Raw genomic sequence first — 25,193 nt, 5'->3', positions numbered from 1 at the left:
GAATATGGCAGGGGCGGCTGGATTCGAACCAACGCATGGCAGGATCAAAACCTGCTGCCTTACCGCTTGGCGACGCCCCTACTGCTCTTTCCAGCTACTTCGTTAGGTTCGCTGTGAGAACGGGGCGCAATTTACCAAGGTTCTTGAGATTTGGGAAGCACGAAGTGAAATATTTTTTGTTTTAAAACAGAGACTTCCAAAACACGCCTATTTCACCAAGCGTTTTTCCTTTGAAGGGCGATAACCAAAGAACGCGCTATAGCACTTACTGAAATGGCTCGGCGAGACGAATCCGCAAGCCACCAGCACCTCAACCTGCGACAACTCGGTGTGCTGCAACAACCGCCGCGCTTCGGTAATCCGCAGCTCCAGGTAATAGCGTTGCGGCGTGGTACCGAGTTGCTCCTTGAACAATCGCTCAAGTTGCCGACGCGAGCGCCCGGCGTACACCGCCAGTTGCTCCAGCTCCAACGGCTCTTCCAGATTGGCATCCATCAGCTTCACCACTTCACGCAGCGGCGCGCTGACGCAGATGTTTTCATCCGGTTTGATCCGCCGGTAACGCGATTCTTCAAACGCCAGAATGTCTTCGATGCCCTCGACCAACGCTTTGCCGTGCAAGCTTTTGATCCAGTCCAGCGCCATGTGAAACGCCCCGGACGGACTTGATGCCGTGAGGCGGTCACGATCAATCACGTAGGGTTCGCTGCTGACGTGGGTGCTCTTGGCGATTTCAGTCAGTGCCGGGCGATGTTCCGGGTGAATGGCGCAGCGATAGCCGTCGAGCAATCCGGCGCGCCCGAGGAACCACGAACCGTTCCACAACCCGGCAAGACTGGTACCGCGCTCCGCCGCCGCTTTGAGCAAATGAATGAACTCGTCACTCGCGCGCAACTCGGTGCGATAACCACCGCACACCACCAGCAGATCCAGTTCCTCAAGCGCCGATAAATCAAGCCGCGCATCGGGCCGAATCACCAGCCCCAGGTCACTGACGACTTCGCCGTCGCCGAGCCCGAACGTGCGCGAGGCAAACAACCCCGGCCGCAGCAGATTGGTGGTGACTACAGTGTCCAGCGCCTGAGTGAAGGCCGGCAGCGAAAAGTGTTCAAGCAGCAGAAAACCGGTGCGGGTCAGGCGTGGGCTATCCGGGCTTTGCTCATTCAGATAGCGGAGGTTTTTCCCCTTCATGCCTCCGCTGAATTGGCGTCGTTCGATCAAGTTCGGGTCCATCGGTCATGTTGTTATGCGCCGATAGTTGGCTTGATCCGCGTCAGAGTCAATCACGCCTGTGGTTGATGGCTGGTGACGCAGTGAATCCCGCCGCCACCGGCGGCGATGGCATCGATGTTCAATTGGACGATGTCGCGGTCCGGGTACAGTTCGGACAACAGGTCGAAGGCCTTCTTGTCCGCGGCTTTGTCGCCAAATTCCGGGGCGATGATCGCGCCGTTGATCACGAAGTAGTTGATGTAACCGGCGGCGAAGTCCGGGTTGTTTTTGCTGAACTTGCTCTTGCGCGGATTCAGCGGCGGCGAAATCGTGTGGATCTGCAGCTTGCGCCCGTCGGCATCGGTGGCGTTCTTGAGGATGTCCAGGTGCGCCAGCGTGACCTTGTGATCATAGGATTCAGGGTCGGTGTCGAGGTTGGCGATCACCACACCAAGCTTGATGAAGCGTGCGTAGAAGTCGACGTGGGCGTCGGTGATGTCCTTGCCCTTGATCCCCGGCAGCCAGATGATTTTGCGCAGACCCAGGCGTTCTTTCAGTTCCGCTTCAACATCGGCCTTGCTCCAGTCGGGATTGCGGTTGCGGTTGATCCAGCTGCTCTCGGTCATGATTGCGGTGCCGTGGCCGTCGACTTCGATGCCCCCGCCCTCGCCCACCAGATCAGTGCGGATGTAAGTGGCTTGCGCGTCGTTGGCGACCAATCGCGCAATCTTCGCGTCCTTGCTGTGCTGCTGCTTGTTGCCCCAACCGTTGAAGTTGAAATCAACTGCGCCCAAACCGCCCTTGTCATCGATGACGAAATTGGCGCCGATGTCGCGCATCCAGATGTCGTCGAGTGCTGCGGTGACATAGGTGATATTGCTCGTCCCACAATAATCTTCAGCAATGCTGCGCTCGTTCTTGCGGCAGAACACCGTGACCGGTTCATATCGGGCGATGGCGCGAGCAACACGGCCGAGGGCTTGCTGAACGTCTTCGGTGGAGTCTTCCCAGATCGCGTCCTGCGCACCGAAGGCGATATAAGCGCGTTCGTGTTTGTCGCCTTCGTCAGGCATGAACCAGCGACCCTGTGCGCCCGCCAGCACCTTGCTCGGCGAAAGACCGAGGCCTATAAAAGCGGCGCTCACACCAGCGGCAACCGTTACTTGTTTGATGAACTCACGACGAGTCGACATGCTCTTTATTCCTGTAAAAACATGGCCGGCGAACACGCCGGCCGTGGATCATTGGCCAGTGGCAGTCTTGAATTTGGTCCAGGTGCGCATGCGTGCGCGCATGTCGGCCTGGGGGATGTCCTTGCCCGGAATCAAACGCGCATAGGTCGCTTCGTCGAGGTAGATATCCGGGTTGTCGCGCATGCTTTCATCGACACTCGCCCGCGCCTTGGCATTGGAAGTCGGGTAACCGGTGAAGTTACTGATCGCGGCCATGTTCTGCGGACGCATGACGAAGTTGATGAACGCGTAGGCGTATTCCGGGTGTCTGGCGTCGACCGGAATGGCCATGGTGTCCATCCACACCGTGGTGCCCTCGCGAGGCACACGGAACTGAAACTTCGTGTGCTTGCCGGCGCTGTCCGAGGTGCGCTGGGCCTGGGTCATGTCGCCGCTGTAACCCAGCGACAGGCACAGGTTGCCATTGACCAGATCGGTCACCGGCTGCGACTGGAATTTGCGGATGTACGGACGCAACTTCATCAGCAACTCACTGGCCGCTGCCAGATCCTCGGCTTTGCCGCTGCGTGGATCGCGACCGAGGTAATTGAGCACCACCGCCAGTGCTTCGTCCGGCGAGTCGATCATTGAGATCCCGCAGTCGGCAAACTTCGCCGCCAGCTCGGGTTTGAACAACATGTCGAGGCTGTTCACCGGCGCATCAGCCATGCGCTTTTTGATCTGTTCTTCGTTGTAGGTCAGGCCGATGGTGCCCCAGGTATACGGCACCGTAGCTTTGCTGGAGTGCTCGTAGTGGCTGCGCAGTTTCTGCAAACCGGGTTCGATGTCGGCCAGTTCCGTCAGCTTCGATTGATCCAGCGGCATCAGGCTGCCGGCGCGCATCAAGCGCTCGGCCACGGTGTCGCCGGGGAAGATCAGGTCGTACCCGCTGCCGCCGGAAAGCATCTTCGCTTCCAGCGTTTCGCTGCCGTCCATGACGTCGTAAATCACCTTGATCCCGGTTTCGGCGGTAAAGCGGCTCAGCGTGTCTTCGGCAAAATAATCGGCCCAGTTGTACAGCCGCAGGGTTTTGTCTTCGGCGTGCAGCGACGGCATCACGCAGATCAATGCCAGGCCCAGCGCGCCGAACAAACACTTGTGATTGGTAGCCATGTCAAACCCCTTGAGTGTTCCAGCGTGCATGAAGGTGGCGCCCGTCCTGACTCAGCAGCGGCCCATACATTTCCGGACGACGGTCGCGGTAGATGCCCCAGCTCAAACGCTCTTCGCGCATGGCCGTCAGATCGACGCTTTGCAGTAAAAAGCCAGTGCTGTCGCGGTCGGCAGCGGCGAGTAACTGGCCCTTGTGATCGCTGATGAACGACGAGCCGTAGAAGCTCATTTGCAGGCTCGAATCAGTGGTCGCCGTTTCGCGACCAACGCGGTTCGACGCCACCACCGGCAGCAGATTGGCAGCGGCGTGGCCGCGCATGGTCATCTGCCAATGGTCGTGCGAATCCAGCGCCGCGCAGCCCGGTTCCGAACCGATGGCGGTCGGATACAGCAGCACCTCTGCCCCCATCAACGCCAGACAACGCGCGGTTTCCGGGAACCATTGATCCCAGCAGATGCCCACGCCGAGACGACCAAACGCGGTGTCCCAGACTTTGAAACCGGTATCGCCGGGGCTGAAATATTCCTTCTCCTGATAGCCGATGGCGTTGGGGATGTGGGTCTTGCGATACACGCCCAACAAACGCCCGTCGGCATCGGCCACGCTCAGCGAATTGAAGTAGGCGTTGCCGGCCTTCTCGAACCAGCTCAGCGGCAACACCACGCCCAACTCGCGGGCCAGTGCAGCGAAGCGCGCCAGCACGCGGCTGTCGCGATACTCCTCGGCCAACGCCATGTGTTTATGGCTTTGTTCGATGCAGAAATATGGCGTGGCGAACAGCTCTTGCAAGAGGATCACTTGCGCGCCCTGCTGCGCCGCGTCACGGACGAGCTGCTCGGCGCGATCAAGGTTGCCGGGTAAATCCCAGGTGCACGGCATCTGGGTGGTGGCAATGGTCAGGGTTGTCATGATTTCAACCCTTCACCGGCCAGGCCGGCTGCTGTTGGGTGATGCAATGCACACCGCCGCCGCCATGCGCCAAATGATTGATCTGCACCGGCACCACTTCGCGACCGGGGAAGGCTTTTTCCAGCACGTTCGCCGCGACGTTATCCGCCTCAATACCGTAAGCCGGCATGATGATCGCGCCGTTGGCGATGTAGAAATTGGTGTACGAGGCGCAGAACACTTCGGCTTCGCTGTCGACCGCGTCGGTGGCTTCGAACAGTTCGATCAGCGCGAATTTGCGTCCTTGCGCATCGGTGGCCAGCTCCAGCGCACGACGGTTTTCCCGCGCCACTTCGGCGTACACCGACGATTGATCGTGCGTTGCATCCACCAGCAACACGCCGGGGCGGGCAAAGGCGCAGACACCATCGACGTGGCCATCGGTCATGTCGCCGGTGACGTAATCCGGATCGCCCGGCAGCCAGATGGTTTTCTTCACGCCGAGCAGGCGGCTGAAAATCTCTTCCATCTCGGCTTTGCTCATGCCCGGATTACGGTTGGGATTGAGCAGCACGGATTCCGTGGTGATCAACGTGCCTTGGCCATCGACATGAATCGCCCCGCCCTCATTGCTTAGCGGCGTACCGAAGCATTCCAGGCCAAGGTGATTGAGCGCGCGGCGCGCCAGGCTTTCGTCCAGATCGTGCGCCGACTTGCCGCCCCAGGCGTTGAAGCGCCAGCTCACGCCAGCCAGTCCTTGCTGCGGATGGCAGACAAACGTCGGGCCAGAGTCACGGCACCAACTGTCATTCACCGCCAGCGCAATCAGCTCGATGTTCGGCCCGCACAACGCTCTGGCGCTGGCAATGGCCGATGGATCGACCACCAGTTTCACCGGTTCAAAGCGAGCGATGGCATTGGCGACGCGAGCGAAATCGTCCTGCACTTGCGCCAATGTCACGCGCCAACCCGATTCCCACAACGTCTTGTTGTGCGGCCAGACCATCCACGTCGCGGCATGGGTCACCCACTCTGCCGGCATCATCCAGGCGCTGTTTTTATTGTCGTTGTGCTGCATGATAAGCCTCGTTAGTTAAGCCACTGTGTTCAATGCGCTTATGCTACGGGCCGTAAAATCGGCAAACAAACGATGGATTTAGCAGACAACTGATTAGCGGAGCTTATCGATATGCTTAAACACTGGCCGCCGCTCAGCTCCCTGCGCGGCTTTGAAGCGGCCGCTCGACTGGGCAGTTTTCACAAGGCCGCTGAAGAGCTGAGCCTGACGCAGTCGGCGATCAGCCAGCAGATCCGCAGCCTTGAGGCGTACCTGGAGCAACCGCTGTTTTTCCGCAGCGGGCGCAGCGTGGCGCTGACCGATGCCGGCCACGATTTGCTCAGCACCACGCAAGCGATGCTGCAGCAACTGGCCGTGGGCATTCGTCGTTTGGGCCAGTATCAGAAGCCCAATCAACTGGTGCTCAACACCACACCAGCGTTTGCCCGGCATTGGTTGCTGCCGCGACTGGCGGACTTTCGCCAGCAACACCCCGAGGTTGATCTGTGGATCTACAGCACCGATGAAGTGCCGGACATGGCCACGCAGACCATCGATCTGGCGGTGCGCGACGACATCAGTTCACAGGCCGAATGCAGCTTCAAAGTGCTGCTCGCCGATCGCCTCTACCCGGCCTGTCATCCGCGTGTTATCGCGCTACCGGCGGCACAGCGCACAACATTGCATGGCGAGCGGGAAATGGACTGGAGTCACTGGGCGGTCGAGGCCGGAATCGATGTCGGCCAGCAGGATCAGGGGCTGAATTTCTCCGATCCGGGGTTGCTGCTCGACGCCGCGTGTTCGGGGCTCGGCATTGCCTTGGTGAGCCAGCTGCTCAGCCGTCAGGCACGCGCTGATGGTCTGTTGCAGCCCTTGGTCGAAGGCACCATTCGCGGGCCGAACTGGGCGTTGCTGACCCATCGCGACAGTGAACAGGAGCCGATGGCGCGCAGCTTCAGCGAGTGGCTGATCAATAAACTCAGCGATCAATAACCGGCGCATGCAGCGCCATCACCTCGACCACCCAATCAATGAACACGCGCAGCTTGAGGCTGACATGGCGGTTCGGCGGATACGCGACGTACAGCGGCATCGGCTCCAGCTGCCAGTCGGCGAACAGCGGCAGCAATTCGCCCCGCGCCTCGTGCTCGCCGGACATGTACTTGGGCAACCACAGCACCCCCATGCCGGCCAGCCCCGCCGCGAGATAGGCGTTGCCGTCGTCGACCGCCAACACGTGGCGGCCCTTGATGTGCAGGTTTTCGCTGGCCTTGTGCAAGGCGTAAGGTAACGGTTTGCCGGTGCGCGCCCAGAGAAAACCGACCACGCGATGATGGGAATCTTCCAGTTCGCGCGGATGCTCTGGCGTGCCTGATCGAGCCAGATAAGCCGGCGCGGCGAACACACCCAACGGCAGATCGGCGACCTTGCGCGCCCTCAACGACTGATCGAGTAATTCGCCGCCACGCACCACGCAATCGACGTTTTCATCGATGATGTCGACGATGCGGTCACTGACGCCCATGTCGATCTGGATATCCGGGTAGCGTGCGTGAAACTCGGGCAGCGCGGGGATCAGGATCAAGCGCGCCAACGGGCTCGGCACATCCACGCGCAATCGGCCTCTGGGCAATGCCGCCGCGCCGGGCAGGCTGGTTTCGGCATCATCAAGGTCGGCCAGCAGCTTGATCACCCGCTCGTAATAAGCGGCGCCATCGGCGGTGACATTGACCTTGCGCGTGGTGCGGTTGAGCAACTTCACCCGCAACCGCGCCTCCAGTTGCTGCACCAGTTGAGTGACGGTGGTCTTGCTCATGAGCAGGGTTTCGGCAGCCTTGGTGAAACTCCCCGCCTCGACTACCCGGGCAAACGCCTGCATTGCGTCAAATCGATCCAAGGTGCGCGCCTCGATTGTTCGGGATTCACAAACAGTGAACGCCAAGCTTGCGCGTTTATCGCCCGCCTGCAAATACCTAAAGTGGCTTCATCAACTCACTGATGGAGACACTCCCCATGACTCAGCGCGATGTGGTTTTCCCGCCCGCCCGGCGCACACTTTATGAGCGCAATCGCTACTCGCCAGCGATTCGCTCCAACGGTTTTCTGTTTGTCTCCGGCCAGGTCGGCAGCACCGAGGACGGCACACCAGAGCCCGATCTGCAGGATCAGGTGCGGCAAGCTTTTAATAACCTCAATGCAATTCTTGATGAGGCCGGTTGCAGCTTCGACGATGTGGTCGATGTCACCGTGTTCATCGTAGATCCGCAGTCGAAGTTCGAGACGATCTGGAATGTCGTGCTGACGGAGTTCTGGGGCAATGCGCCGCATCCGACCGTGACCGCGGTTGGCGTGACCTGGCTGTATGGTTTTGATTTCGAGATCAAGGTGATTGCCAGGCTGCCCGACGCGGCCTGATCGTCAGGTGGATTTGCAACGCAGGCCGGCGGTCTTCAGACTGTCGGCCCTTCAATCTGTCCCGACACCCGTCATGTCTGATTCATTGCTCAAACCCGCCCTGCCCGGCATCGCCCTGCGTCGCTGGCGTTTGTTGCATCGCGTCAAACAAAGCCACGCGGCCCAGCTGTTCAACGTCACCCAATCGACGATTTCCCGCTGGGAGAGTGGCGTGCAGTCGATGGAGCCGGCGGCGCATTTACAGCTTGAGCAACTGCTCGCCGCTCGTCTCGACACCGCCGCCGACCAAGCCCTCGCCCGGCTGGTGTGCGATAGCGCGCGACCGGTGCATCTGGTCTGCGACCTGACCCACCGTTTGCTCGCTTGCTCCCCGGCCCGTGCCGCGCAATTTGCCAGCCCGTTGAGCCAATTGCTCGGGCAATCACTGTGGCGTTTCGTCACTGCAGAAATCGCCAGCAACGAACAGGCGCTCGACACGCTGGGCTGGCGCGAACTTCAGGCACCGCCGGCGCTGGAATTCATCACCGGCAGCAACGACTCCGACCTCGTGCCGATCCGTCAAAGCCTGTGCCGCTGGACGCGTATCCCCTTGTCTGACGGCACTGCTGCGCGGCTGGTCGAGACGCTCTGAACGCATATTTTATGCGTGGACGCTCAATCGCATCGGCTCTAGGCTTGCTGCTCGGTTCCACCACCGGGCAAATTTATGGACCTCGAAAAAATCAGCGGACGCCTTGAATTCCTGCGTGAAGCAGAAAAGCTCAAGGACGTTCTCCGAAGCGCACACACCTCAAGCGGCCGCACCGAAAGCACCGCCGAACACAGTTGGCGCCTGTGCCTGATGGCGATTGTCTTCGCCGATGAACTGGCCGGGCTCGACCTGCTAAAAGTGCTGAAGATGTGCGTGATTCACGACTTGGGCGAAGCGATCAACGGTGACATCCCCGCAGTCAACCAGGCAGCCTTTCCCGACAAGAGCGAACACGAGCGCAACGACCTCCTGCTGCTCACCCGCGCGCTCGATGACGTTCTGAGAAACGAAATTCTCGCGTTGTGGGACGACTACGAACACGCCCAGTCAGCCGAGGCCAAAGCGGTCAAGGCGCTGGACAAGCTGGAGACCCTGCTGCAACACACTCAGGGCCAGAACCCGGCGGATTTCGACTACCGCTTCAATCTGACCTACGGGCAAAAACACACCAGCGCCGAACCGATCTTCGCCGCGCTGCGAGCGCTTATCGACCACGACACCCGGGAAAAAATCAGCATGAACCTGACTCTTCGCAACGAACACAGCGACGACCTCGACACCATCACCCAACTCACCGAGGCCGCATTCCGCAACGAAGAGCACTCCAGCCATACCGAGCAGTTCATCGTCACTGCACTGCGCAACGCAGGCCAACTGAGCGTGTCGCTGGTCGCCGTGGACGACGGCAAGATCATCGGCCACGTGGCGATTTCACCGGTGACGATTTCCTCTGGCGCTACCGGTTGGTACGGCCTTGGCCCGATTTCGGTCTGGCCTGAGCGTCAGCACCAGGGCATCGGTTCGACATTGATGAAAGCTGCACTGGCGCAACTGCAAAGCCTGGGCGGCGTCGGTTGTGTGGTATTGGGCAATCCCGACTATTACGGGCGCTTCGGCTTCAAGCATCAGCCTGAACTGACGTTGCCAGGCGTTCCGCAGGAATACTTCCAGGCGCTGTCATTCGGGGCTGACTTTCCGAGGGGCGAAGTCAAATATCACGCTGCGTTTGAAGCGACCGAATAACCTTTAGCCCGCGCTGAGCGCTGGTAAATATCCGGACACACCCATTCGTTTGCCATTTCAGAGGTCGTCTGTTTGCATGCTCACCCACATCAGTCAGCAGATCAGGGAGAGGATCGATGAACATTTTGGTGGTGGGTGCCAGTAAAGGATTGGGCAGGGCTTTGATTGAAGGCTTGGGCAACGCGGGAGACACGTTGATCGGAGTTTCCCGCACCCGCCCCGAGGGTTTGCTCAGCGCTGCCGGGCGTCAGCTGCGCTGGGTGGAAGCCAACCTGATGGACCCGGTCAAAGCCGCGCACGATATCGCGCAGGCTGTTGCCGACGACGGGCTGGATACACTGATTTACAACCTGGGGATCTGGGAGGAGTTTGCCTTCGATCCGGCGTATGAGTTTCTCGAAACCGCAGACGACGAACTGCAAGCCATCATCGGTTGCAACATCACTTCAACGATCCTGTTGATCAAACGCCTGCTCCCGCTTCTGCTGAAAAGCCCTCAACCTAGAATCATCCTCACAGGCTCAACCTCTGGGTTGCCGCAAAGCGGTCGCCCGGAAGTCGCCTTCGGCGCCTCGAAATTCGCCCTGCGCGGAATCGCTGACTCATTGCGCGAAGGCTACCGGCAACAGCGGCTGGCGGTGACTTGCCTCAATCTTGGGTATCTGAACACCGAAGACGCGCTGAGCACCCCACGAGACCTGGCGCAGCAGCGTGGCGAGGGGCAGCTGATTCCCGTGCACGATGTCGTCGAGGCGGTGCGCATGATCCTCAGCTTGTCGTCGGCCAGTTACGTCAAGAAACTCACCCTGCCGGCGATCCTCGATGAACGTTTTTGACGGCGCCAGCCCCATGGCGCTGGCCTTTGCGCGTGTGAGTACGTATAACCTCGCCGATTCGTCTACCCTCACGTAGCGCCCTTTTTCAGCTATTCACCCCTTTTGATGCCTATGAAACGGAGATTTCCATGTTCAAGCGAACCCTGGCACTGACCGCCGGCCTGGCCCTGTCCTTTTCTGCGCTGGTGACTCACGCCGCCGACGTTCTGCGCGTCAGCGCGATTCCCGATGAAGCCCCGACCGAATTGCTGCGCAAGTTCGAGCCGCTGGGTGCCTATCTGGAACAGCAATTGGGCATGAAGGTGCAGTTCGTGCCCGTGGCCGATTACCCGGCCGTGGTTGAAGCGCTGGCCACCGACCGTCTGGACATGGCCTGGCTGGGCGGTTTCACCTTTGTTCAGGCGCGTCTGAAGACTGATGCCACCACCCCGGTGATCCCGCTGGTGCAGCGTGAACAGGATGCGCAGTTCACCAGTAAATTCATCACCGCTGACCCGAACGTGAAAAGCCTCGCTGACCTGAAAGGCAAGACCTTCGCCTTCGGTTCGGTGTCGTCGACCTCGGGCAGCCTGATGCCGCGTTATTTCATGCTGAAAAACGACGGCATCAAGCCGGAAGCGTATTTCAGCCGCGTCGCCTACTCCGGCGCGCACGATGCGACCGTGGCCTGGGTGCAGGCCGGCAAGGTCGACGCCGGTGTACTCAACGCCAGCGTCTGGCAGAAACTGGTGGATGCCGGCAAGGTCGACACCAACAAGGTGAAAGTCTTCGCCACCACGCCGACCTACTTCGATTACAACTGGACCGTGCGTGGCACCCTTGATCCGGCGCTCGCAGCGAAGATCAAAAAAGCCTTCCTTGACCTGGACCCGGCCAACCCTGAGCAGAAGAAGATTCTGGACTTGCAGGCCGCCAGCCGTTTCATCGACACCAAGCCTGAAAACTACAAGGGCATCGAGGAAGCCGCCCGCGCCGCCGAACTGCTGAAATGACCCTGAGCCTCAAACAGGGCAGCCTGCGCCACGCCAATGGCGTCGACGCCCTGCGCGGTGTCGACGTACAGATCGGCGCCGGCGAACAGGTCGCCATCATCGGCCCGTCCGGGGCTGGCAAATCGAGTCTGCTCAACCTGCTGGCCACCGCATTGCGGCCCAGCAGCGGCGAAATCGAAGTGCTCGGCGAGCGCGCCTGGCACTTGTCCGCCCGCCTACGCCAACGCCTGCGTGCGCGCATCGGTCTGGTGCATCAGGCGCCGCCGCTGCCGCCACGTCAGCGCGTGGTCACGGCGGTGCTGGCCGGCAAGCTCGGTCAGTGGAGTCTGGGTAAAAGCCTGTTGAACCTGTTGCATCCATTGGACGTGGCAGGTGCGCGCGCGGCGTTGGCGCGACTGGATCTGGGCGACAAGCTGTTTGCCCATTGCCAGCAACTGTCGGGTGGCCAACTGCAACGCGTGGGCATTGCGCGGGTGTTGTATCAGGCGCCGGAAGTTCTGCTGGCGGACGAGCCGGTGTCGGCGATGGACCCGGTGATGGCCGGGCACACGCTGTCGATCCTTTCGCGCCACGCCCGTGAGCACAACGTCACACTGGTGGCGAGCTTGCACGCGGTGGACCTGGCGTTGTCGCACTTCCCGCGCATCATCGGCCTGCGCGACGGGCAGATCCTCTTCGACAGCCCTTCCGCGCAAGTCAGCCATGAGATGCTCGATGCGCTGTACGCCAACGAAAAACTGCAATCGCCGACCGCAGCACCTACGCCTTTGACTGTGCAGATTCCCCGATGCTGAAAGCCGATTCACGGGACCCGGCCGCGTGGCCAAGACTGATCCTGACGTTGCTGGCGATTGCCTTGCTGTGGCCGGGCATTCAGCTCAGCGAGTTGAACCTCGGCGTCCTGCTGCCGGACAGCCAAAATGAAATGGGCCGTTTTGTTGCGCAATTCTGGCCACCGGCGCACGACGAAGCATTTCTGCAGATACTGCTCAAAGCCACTTTGCAAACCCTGGCCATCGCCACCGCTGGCATGGCATTGGCGCTGTTGCTGGCGATACCGGCGGGCCTGCTTGCCAGTCGCGCGCTGTCGCTGTCCGCCGCGTCAAGGGGTGGCGTGCCCAGCCGGTTGGGGCGGTTGTTACGCTGGCCGGTTCGCGGCTTGCTGATCTTTTTGCGCAGCGTGCCGGAAATCGTCTGGGCGCTGTTGTTTGTGCGCGCCGTAGGGCTGGGACCGGCGGCCGGTGTGCTGGCCATTGCCATCACTTATAGCGGCATGCTCGGCAAGGTCTACGCGGAGATTTTCGAATCCACCGACCAACGTCCGGCCCACGCGTTGTTGCAGGCTGGCAGCGGTCGGCTGGCGGCGTTTGCTTACGGCACGTTGCCCAATGTCGCGGCGGAATTGCTGTCGTACACGGTTTATCGCTGGGAATGTGCGATCCGCGCTTCGGTGGTGATGGGCTTTGTCGGCGCCGGGGGATTGGGTCAGCAGATCGACCTGTCGATCCGCATGTTCGCCGGCGGTGAAGTCGCCAGTATTCTGCTGTCGTTCCTGATTCTGGTATTAGGCGCTGATCAGCTCAGCCGTTTGTTGCGCTGGAGGCTGACATGAATCGTCTGATCAACTTGCTGCTGATCGCCGCGATCGGTGCGGCGGTCATCGCTTCGTTCACTTATCTGGGGCTGGACCTCGGTGAACTCGGCAGCGCCACCAGCCTCAAGCAGATGGGCGCGTATGTGCAGCGTTTTCTCAGCCCGGACTTGAGCGCGGATTACCTCAAAGCGATCCTGCACGGTTCGATGGAAACCCTGGCCATGTCGGCCCTCGGCACACTGCTCGCGGCGGTGTTCGGCATCGTCCTTGCGCTGCCGGCTGCCGGGCGTTTTGGCTGGCCGCTGCAAAGCGCTTCGCGTCTGTTGCTCAATGGCCTGCGGGCAATTCCGGAACTGGTCTGGGCGGCGTTAATGGTGCTCGCGGCCGGCCTCGGCCCCAACGCTGGCACCCTCGCCCTCGCCCTGCACACCACCGGGGTACTTGGCCGGTTGTTCGCCGAAGCACTGGAAAACACCCCGACACAACCGGCCGAAGCAATCCGCTTGCAGGGCGGCAATCCGATTCTGGCTTTCTGCTACGGCACCCTGCCGAATCTCGCGCCACAATTGCTCGCCTACATTTTGTACCGCTGGGAAAACAACATCCGCATGGCCAGCGTGCTCGGTTTTGTCGGCGCCGGCGGGTTGGGACAAATGCTCTACGTGAGCCTGAGCCTGTTTCAGGAGGCGCAGGCCAGCACGGTGATTCTGGCGATGCTGGTGCTGGTGTTTGTGGTCGACTGGTTGAGTGCGTGGAGCCGCCAACGCTGGGTCAAGGCTTAGGCCGGCTCACCCACTCAGTTCAGCGAAAGGTTGTGTTGCGTGACATTGTCCATATTGAAATGGCTCAAGCGCCCCTGATCATCAAACAGCAGAAAATCGCTACCAACACAACGTACCCGCACACCGTGTCGAGGCCATTGCAGTGTCGCAACGAGGCGGTTGCTGGTCCTGGCGATAAAGTGCCAGCGCATGTCGTGGTCGTTGACCAGATAACCGATCAGCCGGCAGTGCTCCTGCAAATGCACTTCCACCAACTCCTCATGGTCTTGCTCTAAGTCACAATCGGGCAGGCTGTAGTTGTTGCAATCAGTCCCACCACCGAACAGCAGAATCGAAACCTCGTCGTTTTCACGATCCACACGCATGAACTCCAATCGCCCATCAGCGCTGAGCAGGTACTGCTGGTCAAACCCCACCGCAGGCACCGGCATTCGCTTCATCAGTCGCCGCTCGGGCAAGCGGTAATGCCATAACTCCAGGCCCGCTTGCGCATCACTCAGCCATAAAGATTCGTTGTACGTGTCATCCTTCATGCCAATGACCTCGCCGGGCAAATCGCTCACGTGCCACAGGGTTTCGAATCCACGATCGACATCCACCACACGCAGTTGTCGCCCACGGCCGATGGTCCAGTTCGAACCGTTGAATGTGCGGCTGAACACATTGAACATCTGCACTCCGAGATCCGTTGCGATGCGCGTGACCAGGTCCACTTTGCTGATACGCCACACTTCATTGCGCCGGGCGACCAGCAATGCCACCTGCCGCCCATGGGCCAGAACGATGTATTGCGCAGGCATCGCGAATTGGTAGAGCGTGTTGCCATGCGCGTCGACCACCACTGCGCCGGCCTCGCCCAATGCCAGCAAGTAGCGCTGATCATCGAGCGGCACAGCATCCCGGATCATCCGGCTGCCCATGGCCGGCGCAGTCCATTGCAGGGGTTCGCTGCCGGTGACCTGTGTGTAGGGCGCAGGTCGCGCGGGCAGTTGCTGCGGCAGGTCGGCCTGCAAGAGTTTGTCCTTGCTCATACTGACCAGTGCCTGCAATTGCACCAACGACAGGCGCCCCCGGCCGTCCATCTGATCGGCAATGATCGCGTGGACGGTGGCACCCGCCAGCCAGGCCAGCTCGCTGGCGTGCGCCTTATGCTGCAACAGACTGTCGGCCAGCGTCGCACGCTCGGCGAAGCGTTGCGGGTCATCGCGCAATTGTTCGACCTGATCGGCGTAAGCCAGCAAGGTGTCGGGTAGCAGAATCGCCCGTTTCACCAGCGCTCCAAGGGCGAGGCTGCCGCCGGCTTTTTCAGCATTCAACAGCCATTGCGTCGCCTGTCCGCGCTCGGCCGTCAGCGGCCAGACGGCCTCGACGGCTTGCAGCCAGAGGCCCTTGCGCGCCAATGATTCGGCCCACTCCAGGCGCAGACGCGCGGCGTGCTGCGGCCATTTATCCTGGAGCATCGTCACGGTGTCGGCAAACGCGTCGTCGCGCCGCGCTACCAGCAAGGCGCGCTGCCAGTTCCCGGCCAGGCACAGCAACCGCACGATGGTCGCGGCGGGCATGTCCCAGGCCAGAGCGAGGTCAGCGGCCTGTTGCTGGCGCCCGTGTTTTTCCAGGCAGTCGAGCGCTTCCTGCTGCGCCTTGAGCAATTCGGCGAGGACAAACACCGCCTCTTCGATGCGGCCTGCACGTTCCAGCCGTTCGAAGGTCTGTCGGTAGATCTGCCGCAGGTGCGCCTCGATGTCCTGTTCGAAGACCATTGAGCGCGCCAGGCCCTGGTGTTGGCTGATCGACAGATCCTGGCGTCGCTGTGGTGTGCCGAACGACTGCTCACCGCTGTGCGGCCCACCGCGCAACGGAATCGCATGGCGCAGCGCTTCTTCCAGATCACCGTTCTCGAACATCTCGAACATGCGCTGCATGTACGCCGCCTGGCGTCTGCCGTAAAGCGCAGACAGACGTGAATGTTGAGTCATGCGCGTCACCCAGCGCCGCCACAACGCTGGTTTGTGTTTCCCCGGTTGAGCACGCGCTGCGATGCCTGCGGGCGCTCGAGCACGCGTCTCGACGCCTGCGGGCGATCGGCTCGGCACGCTTTGCAGCGGCAGTGACGCCACGCGCCGCAACAGATGCCGCAGGCCCATCAGCAACAGGGTCAACGCCACCCCGCCGATCAGCGTGCCGAGCACCACGCCACTGATTTGCACGGACAGCGGCGTTTCTCGCGCAGGTGTCAAAGCATCCACAGCGCTGTGCTGGCCCTGCGTGCCCATCCAGAACACGGCCACCAGCAACACCAACGTCACACTGAGTTTCAACCACGGCAAGGGCCTGGTATCCGGCGGCGTCCAGCCAGCGCTCGCGGGTGACATCCCAGCATCGGGCGAGGCCGTCGACGCCTGCTGCTGACGCGCCAGCAGTGCCTGCAACGTCTTTTGCTGCTCGGGGCTGACCGGTTTCAGGTTTTTGCCGAGTATCTCGCGCACATCGGTAGTCACCTCAATCGGTTCGAGCACCGGTGGCGGCAGCGCCTGGCGACAGTCATAGGTGTCGAGCAACGTGAGGTGACTGACATCCAGCCACTCATCCGGCGCCAACGCCACGGCATCGCGCAGATGCAAGGCACTGACCTGGCTGCCGCGTACCAGCCACAGGTCGGCGCTCGGCAGGTCGCGTATTTCCTGCGGGTCGAACAACGCTGAACTCAGCGTGTGACCCTGACGAATCAACGGCCAGCCGCGCAAGGCTTCGCAGTGCACCGCCATGGGCTGACGTAGACGCAATAGGTCTCCGTCTGCAAAACGATAGGCACTGGCGCCGGTCTGCCAGTGTTCGAGGATCAACTGTGCGCGCTCGTCCGGCGCAAAGCGTGCAGCAGAAAACCACAACCCTTCAATGTGCTGGTGACCGGTCAAGGCCGGGCGACGGATCAATCCTGCTGCTTGTTCAAGCATCGCTGCCGTCCCTGTTTCCCGCTTGTTCATTACAAAACACCTGCAACCGCAGCAGGCGCTGGGGCACTGCGTACACCAGTAACTCGCGGCTGCTGGTCAGCGCCGCGACCACACCGCTCAACGGGCAGAAGCTGACCTTGGCAATCACATCGCTGGTGGTGAACAGGGTTTCCTGATCGCCACCGCGGTGCAGGACGATGGCCTGTTGATTGGGGCTGAGCATCAGCAGCGCAAAGCGCTCGTTGCCCTCATACAACAAACCGATGCCTTTCCAGCCCGGGGCCAGTTCAATACGTTGTACCTCTAGCGGTGACTCCTTGAGCAACATCACGCGCCAGCTCTCACATTGGTTTTTCAGCGTGAGCAACGCGCAGCCGCCGCAACCGTCGTGCCAGTGGTAACTGGCGGCAAACAACACTTGGCTGATGCCATCGGCAATTCCCGCCAGATGAGCAGACGAAACCTGCCCCTGCGAATTGACCGAATGGGCATACAGCCGATTATCTTCACGGCGCACGTAACCCATCGCATCGCGACCCACCCTGGCCATGCCGATCACCCCCTCCGCCAGACGATGCGTCTGCCCGGTGCCCGGCGTGGCCGTGTCTTTCGCGTTTTTCACCACCCAAAACGCCAGATGCCCTTGGGTATCGAGCAGATACAAACGGCTGCAGCCATGTCCTTGCAGACCAATGGCCGGGAGAAAGTTGGCCGTGCCCGGCGGCAGCTTCAACTGTTCCAGGCTCGGTTTATCGACCGGTTTCAGACCGGGCATACTCCAGAACGTCAGCCGAAACTGATCGCTCAACACCGCGCCGATTGCGCGCCCGAAGAACAGCGCTGTCAGCGGTGTACTCCCGACACGCCAGAGTTTGCAGCGCACTTCCAAGGGTTTTTTCTGATGCTTCGCCGGCAACTTGATGACGACCAGACCAGGCTCATCAAGCATCTTCAACGCGACATGGCTGCCGGCACTCGAAATCACCGGCTGCAACGTCAGCGAAACCCGCGGCACACTGCCCTTGGCGGCGGGGGCGGCGTTGACGACTTCGCCGGCGAACTGGCCTTTAAGCAGTTGCACTGCCGGGCGTTCATCGGGCATCGGCAGCACGACTCGACGGGTGTGCGTCGACTGCAAATGCACCGACAGACTCTGGCCATCCAGGCTGCGCGCGATCTGCACGCGATGGCTGCACGTCTGCCGATCGGTGGCCGGCAAGCGTTGCCCGACCAGCCAGCACTCGCCGACCGGCATGGCCGCACTGCGCAGCCAGTCGCGCCAGGCATGCCAGTGCTCGTCGCCGGCCGTGTGAAACGTGCGTGCGTTGAGCAGGTGTTTGAGCTGCGCCGCCGAATCGACGCCATGCAACTGCGGCGCCTGCTGCAAAATGCCCCAGCGCAGTTCGGCGCCCGCCTCTTTGGCGCGACGGGCCAGCAGGATCAGCAGCGCCAGATGCACCAGGCGTGGCGCGCCCAACTGCAATGGCCCGGCGTCGAACAGCACGACCATCTGGCGACTGGCTTGCTGCGCGCGGTATTGCGGCGCAAGAAACAGATGTTCGCCGACCACCGCGCGGCGCAGAAATTCTTCGGGGACTTCATCGGCCAACAGCCATTCACTGCCCAGCAGCCGCTCATACGGCCCGCGCCGCTGCAAATCGCCCAGGCCATCCGGCTCAGGTACGCCGCCCTGTTGCAGACCGCGCAACGGCCCCAGCACCGGATTGAGCCGCCCGAGCAGATCGGCGAACAGCGGCAGTTGCTCGGGGGCAAACCATTGCAGCCATTCGCGCCACGGTTGCAGGGATTCAGGTAACTGCATCAGCGTCCCGCCCAAAAATCGTCAATGCGTTGCAAGTGCTCGGCCGTCACCGGCAATTGCCGGTCGAGGGGCACCACGGCGGGAGGGTCACGCCACAGCAACAGCGGCGCCCGCGAGAATTTCTTCGACAACGCCATGGCCAGCAGGTCTGTCGGCACTTCGGGTTGCCAATGGGTCGGCAACCACAGCCCGGGCGCACGTTCGTCCATCGCCGCATAGGCGACGCCATCGACCCACGGCAGATCCGCCGCCGCACCGCTCACCAGCAACACATCGCGATTGGCCGTGGCGTTCAGGCGCGACGCCTGTTCAGCGGGCATCGATAACAATCGCGCATGCAGGCGCCGCGCGACTTCACCCCAGGCCACGGCAGCCTGCGGTTCAACCGGCACCGGGCGCGGGCGCCATTGATTGGCGTTGACGCTCATGCAGCCGTCGTCAGCAAACGTGCGAGCTGGCCGCGCACGTCCTGCAACGTTGCCGGAATGGTCAGGTCGTCGAAGTTGGCGTCAATCTCACGCAGCAGGCCTTCGAGCAAGGCGCTGGCCGGTGGTTCGCTGCGCGCCAGATAATCCTCGGCGGTTTCCACCAGGCGGCTGACCCGCGACATCGGTTGCAGGGTCGCCTCCTCCACCGCACTGAACAAATGCCGGTTGCTCGACTGCGTGAACATCTCGCGCAGCACTTCGCGGCCATGCTGCTGGGCTTCCTTGGTCGGCAGCACATACAGCAGCGGCCACAGATCGGCGGCGCTGGCGGCGAGACGGCCACCGAGCAACGCGGCGGCGGCGATCAGGCGCTGGGACTTGACGATGCGTCGGTCGGACAACTGAATGCCGGCTTCGCGCAACCGGCGGATGGCCTGGGCCAGCGCTGGGCGAACCATGCTCAGATCGACGCTTTTCAGGGCCTGGCCCAAGGTGTCCAGTTGGCTCAGGCCAAGCAACTGCTGAACCGGACGCTGTTCCGATTGCCAGCCGCCGGCGAGCATCGCTTCGAGCTGATTGTCCGGCACCGATTCAACAAACAGGTGCAGCAGGAAGCGATCACCAAACGCCGCCAGCGCTTCATCGTCCGGCAAGCCATTGGAGGCGCCGACGCACACGCGCAGCGGACACTGAATCTGCGTGTGCCCACGACGGAAGCGCCGTTCGTTGAGCACGCCGAGCAAGGTATTGAGAATCGCCGTCGAGCCGAGGAACACTTCATCGAGGAAGACGATGTCGGCTTCTGGCAGCATGCCGCTGACGTCGGTTTCAACCGTGCCTTCGCGAAGCTTTTTCAGGTCGACCGCACCGAACAGTTCCGACGGCTCGGTAAAACGCCCCAGCAGGTATTCGAAATAGCGCCCGCCCATGGACTGCGCCACGCGCCGCACGACCGCACTTTTGGCCGTGCCTGGCGGGCCGATGACCAGAATATGCTCCTGCGCCACAGCGGCCAGAACAATCAGTTCGGCCAACTGTTCGCGCCCCACCAGACCTTCGGTGGCAACTCGGACGGCCTGACGGATTTGCGCGGCAGCGCTCTGCAATGAAGCATTCATGGGCATCTTCCCTGAAAGGTGAATTCTGATTTAGGCGGATCGGCAGTTATCGACCGCAAGCCGGTGATCTTTAATTGCCACTACGGGCAAGTACACGAGTGGATATCTGCCAGAAGCTGATTATGCTTCAGGAAACCTTGCAGCAATGCGAGGCCGCCAGACTGTGCAAGTTTCACGCGAGAGCAATTGCGGCATTAGCCCCAAGGCCAGAGTGCGATAAGCAGTATCGGGGGACTCCGGCCTTCAACAATAAGCATGACGGAGAACACCCATGGCTACAATCGACACAGCGTCTACCGGCAGTCCACCGCATAGCGGCGGCATCACCAAGGAGGAGCGCAAGGTCATCTTCGCCTCGTCCCTCGGTACGGTTTTCGAGTGGTACGACTTTTACCTCTACGGCTCACTGGCGGCGATCATCGCCAAGCACTTCTTTGCCGGCGTCAACGAAACCACAGCGTTTATCTTCGCCCTGCTCGCCTTCGCCGCCGGGTTTGCGGTGCGGCCGTTCGGCGCGATTGTGTTCGGCCGGCTGGGCGACATGATCGGGCGCAAGCACACCTTCCTGATCACCATCGTCATCATGGGGGTCTCGACCGCGATTGTCGGCCTGTTGCCGGGCTACGCGACCATTGGCGTCGCCGCGCCAGTCATTCTGATCACCCTGCGCCTGCTGCAAGGCCTGGCGTTAGGCGGTGAGTACGGCGGCGCGGCAACCTACGTGGCCGAACACGCGCCACGCAATAGACGCGGCTTTTTCACCTCATGGATTCAAACCACTGCGACCCTGGGCCTGTTCCTCTCGCTGCTGGTGATTCTTGCCTGCCGCACGGCGCTGGGCACCGAAGCGTTCGAAGCCTGGGGCTGGCGGATTCCGTTTCTGTTGTCGATTCTGCTGCTGATCGTCTCGGTGTACATCCGCCTGCAATTGAGCGAGTCGCCGGCATTCCAGAAGATGAAGGCCGAAGGCAAGACATCCAAGGCGCCGCTGACCGAGTCCTTTGCTCGCTGGGACAACCTTAAAGTGGTGATCATGTCGTTGCTCGGCGGCACTGCCGGGCAAGCGGTGGTCTGGTACACCGGGCAGTTCTACGCGCTGTTCTTTCTGTTGCAGACGCTGAAGATCGACCCGCAAACCGCCAATTTGCTGATCGCCGGATCGTTGCTGATCGGTACGCCGTTTTTCGTGATTTTCGGCAGCCTCTCCGACCGCATCGGGCGCAAGCCGATCATCATGGTCGGCTGCATACTGGCGGCGCTGACGTACTTCCCGATCTTTCATGCGCTGACTCAGTATGGCAACCCCGATGTGTTCATCGCTCAGGAAAAAAATCCGGTCAAAGTCATCGCCAACCCGGATCAGTGCTCATTCCAGTTCGACCCGGTGGGCAAGGCCAAATTCACCAGTTCCTGTGACCTGGCGAAGACCCTGCTGGCGAAACGGGCGATCCCTTATGAGAACGTGATCGCCGAGCCGGGCACCGTTGCCCAGGTGCGCATTGGTGACAAAGTCGTCGAAAGTTTCGAGGGCAGCGCTTTGCCGGCAGCGGACTTCAAAACCCGCAACGACGCCTTCACCGCGACCCTCGGCAGCGCGCTCAAGGACGCCGGTTATCCCGAGAAAGCCGATCCGGCGAAAACCAACTATCCGATGGTGCTGCTCCTGCTGACGGTGCTGGTGATCTACGTGACCATGGTGTACGGCCCGATTGCCGCATGGCTGGTCGAACTGTTCCCGACCCGCATCCGCTACACCTCGATGTCGCTGCCGTATCACATCGGCAACGGCTGGTTTGGCGGGTTCCTGCCGACGGTGGCGTTCGCCATGGTCGCCGCCACCGGAGACATCTATTACGGCTTGTGGTACCCGATCGTGATCGCCGTGATGACCGCGGTACTCGGCATATTTTTCCTGCCGGAAACCAAGGATCGCGACATCCTCAAAGACTGACCCGTCCCGTGTAGGAGCTGCCGCAGGCTGCGATCTTTTGATCTGGATCTTTAAAAACAAGATCAAAAGATCGCAGCCTGCGGCAGCTCCTACAGGGGGGGTATGGGGTGGCAGAAATATCGAACGTCCGGTGAACCCGCTCCTCCAATGGTTACACCCTGGAGGTCAACGACATGAACAGCAATGACGATAAAAACCCGAATGCCCCGCCAACCGATACTTCCGGCAAACCGGTGAATGTAGTCGAGCGTGATCTTGAGGACCGCGATGACGACACCAAAGCCGTCGACGAAGTCATCACGCCGACCTCAACCCGCGTCAAAGAGCAGGATGCCGAAACGTTGCAGCGCAAGGTCGACGAGATCGAACGCAAAGTGGCAGACGGCAACTGAGATTTGTGGTGTTTGTTGGATTCCCCCCTCCCTCTGGAGCCATGAGCTGAGCGGGTGTAGTTAAAAACCTTGGTTTTCCTCGAAATCTCAGGACGGCGTACCCCGAAAGAACACCACGGTCAGTCCCCTCTCCCTCTGGGAGAGGGCTTCGACGTATTCAGCTTCACCGCTTCACGAATCAATGCCACCAAGGCATTTTCATCAATGACCTCGTCTTCATGCACATCAATCGCCCGCCGCGTATTGCCCTCAAGGCTTGCATTGAACAATCCCGCCGGATCCGCCAGCGACGCGCCCTTGGCAAAGGTCATTTTCACCACTGACTTGTAACTCTCACCCGTGCAGATAATCCCGCTGTGCGACCACGTCGGCACACGCCATTTCCACTCTTCCACCACGTCCGGATCAGCCTTGCGCATGATCAAACGGATCTTCGCGAGCGTTTCGCCGCGCCAGTCAGCCAGCGCCTCGATGCGCTGATCGATCAGCGCCGATGCTGACTCCGTGCCCTCTTCCTGCTTGTCCTTGTTCATGACAAGTCCTCTGCGGATACGCGTGGAAGAACTCTAGACTCGAGACTTTCCTCACGCCAGTTTCCGGCCTCAGCGCACGTTGCGGTACAACATCAATCGTGCACTTTCATGCAAGCCTCGGGTCAGCTCCACCAGCCGTTGAAATTCCTGCGGATTTTGTTCGGCGACGTTGTCCAGCGGCGTTGACGAGCGCAAATCGTGCAAGGTCGGCGCGCTGCCGTCGTGTTGCATTTGCAGCAGATAATCCTCGGTCACGCCGCCGATCAGCGGGAACGTTCCTTCGCGCAACACCAGCGGCACCACACGCTCACCTTCCGGCGCCGGCTGCTGGACGTCACGGCCCATTGCCCCGTTGGTAAACGCTATGCCGGCCATCCCGGCGACAGTCGGCAGCAGATCCGCCAGGCCCACGGCTTCATCAATCACCCGAGGTTTGAGCAACCCCGGCGCGTGAATCAACATCGGCACATGGTTGCTTTCAAGGCCCAGCAGTTCGAAGGCCGGCGGCATGTGCGGGATCTGGCTGATGCGCGTGTTGTGATCGCCGAAGAACACAAAAATCGTGTTGTCGTAATAACCGCCGGCCTTGGCCATCTCCATCAGCTTGCCAATGTTGAAGTCCAGCAGGCGCACGGCGTTGTACTGCTCGACACTGCGAGATCCGGCAGCCTGCACCTGTTCCAGCGTGAGACTGCTGATCTGGAAACCATCATTGTCGTTGGGGATGGTGAACGGCCGGTGGTTGCCCGAGGTTTGCACGTAGGCAAAGAATGGCCGGTCCTTGGGCAAGTCCCGCAAGATATGGTCGCTTTCCTTGAACAGGTCCAGATCGGAAATCCCCCACACGTCCACCAGTGGCGAACGCCAATCGCTTTCCTGATACAGGCGCACGCCATCGATGCTTTGCTGGATCAGCGCATTGATGTTTGCCCACCCGGCGTTGCCGCCGATCATGTAGAGCTTCTGATAATCGCTGAACGCGTTGATCAGCGTGTGCTGACGGGTGATCAGCGGATGGCGGGTTGCGGTTTCCTGACGCGTGACGTCGGGGACGCCGGTGATGCTCGCCCAGACGGTTTTTGCCGTGCCGGTCACCGGGACGTAAAAGTGTTTGAAGAACCAGCTCTCGCTGGCCAGTCGATCAAGGTTCGGAGTCGGATTCAACGGATTGCCGTAAGCACCCACCGCACTGGTGCCGAGCGATTCGAGCATGACGAACATCACGTTCGGCGTGCCGGCAACCCGGTACGGCTGCACGCCTTGCTGACGGTCGAAGGTCAGGGTCTGCGCATCTGGCTGATCGACGCCCAGATAGCGCGCCACCGCCGGGTAATGCTCGCGCACCTTGGCTTCATCGAACTGCGTTTGCCCGGTCTTCAGCGTGTCATAAAGGAACAGCACGGGGTTGAGGCCCAGGGCGGCGATCTGGCTGTTACCGGAAAAAAACGCGTCGCTCCAGCGCAGCGGCACCGGGTTTTCCAGGTTGAGGTTGTCCACTCGACCGAGCAGTGCGAGCAACACCGCCACCATCCCGAAACCGCTTCCGAGCGCAAGCGAAGTGCGCCCGATCACCTTGGCTTCACGCGTCAGGGTCAAGCGCTCCAGGCGCACAAATGCGTAAAACCACAAACCGAGTACTGCCAGCCAGCCGAGGGCAATCGACAGCACCGGATAGGTTTCCCAGACCATCTGCTGCGATATCTGCGCGTCCTGCAGATATCGCAGCACCGTGGCGTTGATCCGCACCCCAAGGTAGGCGTAATGACCAAAGTCGATGATGTAAATCAAACCGACCACGCCCAACGTCAGCAGCCAATACAACCGTGCGACACCGCGTAGCCACGGCAACCGCGTCAGGTTCCAGCGCGGCAGCCATGCGAGCACCGCCAACGGCAACATCAGCAACACCGCCAGACGCAGGTCGAAACGCAAACCGATGCCGAGGGTCTGCAGCCATTGCGGGTTGTCGGCAAATTCATTGAGATCAACGCCGGAAAAGCCGAGGACGAACACCAGCCGGAGCGTGGCAAACAACAAAAACGCCAAACCTGCCGCGCCCACGCCATAGCGCAGACGTCGCGATTGCAACCAACCCATCG

Annotated in this window: 23 protein-coding genes, 1 tRNA gene and 1 pseudogene; 12 read left to right on the top strand and 13 right to left on the bottom strand. The window is 60.9% G+C overall.

Going from position 1 to position 25,193, the window contains the following annotated elements; all coding sequences use genetic code 11:
- Positions 1–5: 5 nt before the first annotated feature.
- The 6 genes from EJA70_RS03880 to EJA70_RS03855 form a co-directional block, all read right to left on the bottom strand.
- Positions 6–80, bottom strand: a tRNA-Gln gene (locus EJA70_RS03880).
- 127 nt (positions 81–207) lie between these two features.
- Positions 208–1,233, bottom strand: a complete 1,026-nt coding sequence (locus EJA70_RS03875; protein WP_158829779.1) for a GlxA family transcriptional regulator — start codon at positions 1,231–1,233, stop codon at positions 208–210.
- 50 nt (positions 1,234–1,283) lie between these two features.
- Positions 1,284–2,405 carry an agmatine/peptidylarginine deiminase gene (locus EJA70_RS03870; RefSeq protein WP_158829777.1) on the bottom strand — a complete coding sequence of 374 codons (1,122 nt, stop codon included), beginning with the start codon at positions 2,403–2,405 and terminating at the stop codon, positions 1,284–1,286.
- A 48-nt stretch (positions 2,406–2,453) separates the two neighbouring features.
- The gene (locus EJA70_RS03865) at positions 2,454–3,557 is read right to left on the bottom strand and encodes an extracellular solute-binding protein (RefSeq protein WP_158829775.1); all 1,104 of its coding nucleotides are present in this window, start codon (positions 3,555–3,557) and stop codon (positions 2,454–2,456) included.
- Position 3,558: 1 nt separating this feature from the next.
- Positions 3,559–4,467, bottom strand: coding sequence for an N-carbamoylputrescine amidase (gene aguB / locus EJA70_RS03860; protein ID WP_158829773.1), 909 nt, complete (start codon positions 4,465–4,467; stop codon positions 3,559–3,561).
- Between the two features lie 4 nt (positions 4,468–4,471).
- Positions 4,472–5,524: an agmatine/peptidylarginine deiminase gene (locus tag EJA70_RS03855; RefSeq protein WP_158829771.1), complete on the bottom strand. Its 1,053-nt coding sequence runs from the start codon at positions 5,522–5,524 to the stop codon at positions 4,472–4,474.
- A 111-nt stretch (positions 5,525–5,635) separates the two neighbouring features.
- On the opposite strand from EJA70_RS03855, the gene EJA70_RS03850 reads away from it, so the two are divergent.
- Positions 5,636–6,496, top strand: coding sequence for a LysR substrate-binding domain-containing protein (locus tag EJA70_RS03850; protein ID WP_158829769.1), 861 nt, complete (start codon positions 5,636–5,638; stop codon positions 6,494–6,496).
- Here the strand turns inward: EJA70_RS03850 and EJA70_RS03845 are convergent.
- Positions 6,483–7,400, bottom strand: coding sequence for a LysR family transcriptional regulator (locus tag EJA70_RS03845; RefSeq protein ID WP_158829767.1), 918 nt, complete (start codon positions 7,398–7,400; stop codon positions 6,483–6,485). The genes EJA70_RS03850 and EJA70_RS03845 overlap by 14 nt on opposite strands.
- Before the next feature lie 116 nt (positions 7,401–7,516).
- On the opposite strand from EJA70_RS03845, the gene EJA70_RS03840 reads away from it, so the two are divergent.
- From EJA70_RS03840 to phnE, 9 genes and pseudogenes are all read left to right on the top strand, one after another.
- Complete coding sequence (locus EJA70_RS03840) at positions 7,517–7,918, top strand: RidA family protein (protein WP_158829765.1); 402 nt, start codon at positions 7,517–7,519, stop codon at positions 7,916–7,918.
- Positions 7,919–7,991: 73 nt separating this feature from the next.
- Positions 7,992–8,549 carry a helix-turn-helix transcriptional regulator gene (locus EJA70_RS03835; protein WP_158829763.1) on the top strand — a complete coding sequence of 186 codons (558 nt, stop codon included), beginning with the start codon at positions 7,992–7,994 and terminating at the stop codon, positions 8,547–8,549.
- Between the two features lie 75 nt (positions 8,550–8,624).
- A pseudogene (locus EJA70_RS31035) lies at positions 8,625–9,185 on the top strand (HD domain-containing protein); the annotation flags it as partial.
- Positions 9,186–9,692 carry a GNAT family N-acetyltransferase gene (locus EJA70_RS31030; protein ID WP_256677625.1) on the top strand — a complete coding sequence of 169 codons (507 nt, stop codon included), beginning with the start codon at positions 9,186–9,188 and terminating at the stop codon, positions 9,690–9,692.
- Between the two features lie 116 nt (positions 9,693–9,808).
- The gene (locus tag EJA70_RS03825; RefSeq protein WP_158829759.1) at positions 9,809–10,528 is read left to right on the top strand and encodes an SDR family oxidoreductase; all 720 of its coding nucleotides are present in this window, start codon (positions 9,809–9,811) and stop codon (positions 10,526–10,528) included.
- A gap of 128 nt (positions 10,529–10,656) precedes the next feature.
- Positions 10,657–11,520: a putative selenate ABC transporter substrate-binding protein gene (locus EJA70_RS03820; RefSeq protein WP_008080671.1), complete on the top strand. Its 864-nt coding sequence runs from the start codon at positions 10,657–10,659 to the stop codon at positions 11,518–11,520.
- Positions 11,517–12,314 (top strand): phosphonate ABC transporter ATP-binding protein, encoded by a 798-nt coding sequence (locus EJA70_RS03815; protein WP_158829757.1) that lies wholly within the window; start codon positions 11,517–11,519, stop codon positions 12,312–12,314. The genes EJA70_RS03820 and EJA70_RS03815 overlap by 4 nt, the downstream gene beginning before the upstream one ends.
- A complete protein-coding gene (locus EJA70_RS03810; protein WP_008080661.1) occupies positions 12,308–13,132 on the top strand; it encodes an ABC transporter permease in 825 nt (274 codons plus the stop codon). Before EJA70_RS03815 ends, EJA70_RS03810 begins: the two co-directional genes overlap by 7 nt.
- Positions 13,129–13,896: a phosphonate ABC transporter, permease protein PhnE gene (phnE, locus tag EJA70_RS03805; RefSeq protein ID WP_158829755.1), complete on the top strand. Its 768-nt coding sequence runs from the start codon at positions 13,129–13,131 to the stop codon at positions 13,894–13,896. The genes EJA70_RS03810 and phnE overlap by 4 nt, the downstream gene beginning before the upstream one ends.
- A gap of 14 nt (positions 13,897–13,910) precedes the next feature.
- Here phnE and EJA70_RS03800 read toward each other — a convergent pair whose 3' ends face one another.
- From EJA70_RS03800 to EJA70_RS03785, 4 genes are read right to left on the bottom strand one after another with little or no spacing between them, the layout of a single operon-like run.
- On the bottom strand, positions 13,911–16,850 hold the full coding sequence (locus tag EJA70_RS03800; protein WP_158829753.1) for a bpX6 domain-containing protein: 2,940 nt from the start codon (positions 16,848–16,850) through the stop codon (positions 13,911–13,913).
- A complete protein-coding gene (locus EJA70_RS03795) occupies positions 16,843–18,672 on the bottom strand; it encodes a hypothetical protein (protein ID WP_158829751.1) in 1,830 nt (609 codons plus the stop codon). Before EJA70_RS03795 ends, EJA70_RS03800 begins: the two co-directional genes overlap by 8 nt.
- Positions 18,672–19,100 (bottom strand): hypothetical protein, encoded by a 429-nt coding sequence (locus tag EJA70_RS03790; protein ID WP_158829749.1) that lies wholly within the window; start codon positions 19,098–19,100, stop codon positions 18,672–18,674. Before EJA70_RS03790 ends, EJA70_RS03795 begins: the two co-directional genes overlap by 1 nt.
- Positions 19,097–20,218 carry an AAA family ATPase gene (locus tag EJA70_RS03785; RefSeq protein WP_158829747.1) on the bottom strand — a complete coding sequence of 374 codons (1,122 nt, stop codon included), beginning with the start codon at positions 20,216–20,218 and terminating at the stop codon, positions 19,097–19,099. Before EJA70_RS03785 ends, EJA70_RS03790 begins: the two co-directional genes overlap by 4 nt.
- A 271-nt stretch (positions 20,219–20,489) precedes the next feature.
- Between EJA70_RS03785 and EJA70_RS03780 the strand changes: the two genes are divergently transcribed.
- Both EJA70_RS03780 and EJA70_RS03775 read left to right on the top strand, forming a co-directional pair.
- A complete protein-coding gene (locus tag EJA70_RS03780) occupies positions 20,490–22,169 on the top strand; it encodes an MFS transporter (RefSeq protein WP_158829745.1) in 1,680 nt (559 codons plus the stop codon).
- Positions 22,170–22,342: 173 nt separating this feature from the next.
- Positions 22,343–22,561 (top strand): hypothetical protein, encoded by a 219-nt coding sequence (locus EJA70_RS03775; RefSeq protein WP_158829743.1) that lies wholly within the window; start codon positions 22,343–22,345, stop codon positions 22,559–22,561.
- Between the two features lie 119 nt (positions 22,562–22,680).
- On the opposite strand, the gene EJA70_RS03770 is transcribed toward EJA70_RS03775, so the two are convergent.
- A complete protein-coding gene (locus EJA70_RS03770) occupies positions 22,681–23,094 on the bottom strand; it encodes a DUF1801 domain-containing protein (protein ID WP_158829741.1) in 414 nt (137 codons plus the stop codon).
- Between the two features lie 69 nt (positions 23,095–23,163).
- Positions 23,164–25,191, bottom strand: a complete 2,028-nt coding sequence (locus EJA70_RS03765) for an LTA synthase family protein (RefSeq protein ID WP_158829739.1) — start codon at positions 25,189–25,191, stop codon at positions 23,164–23,166.
- Positions 25,192–25,193: the final 2 nt, after the last annotated feature.

This window comes from Pseudomonas sp. PB103 (assembly GCF_009764635.1).
Lineage (GTDB): Bacteria > Pseudomonadota > Gammaproteobacteria > Pseudomonadales > Pseudomonadaceae > Aquipseudomonas.
The sequence above is the reverse complement of the archived record's forward strand: the minus strand, read 5'-3'. Positions and strand labels throughout refer to the sequence as shown.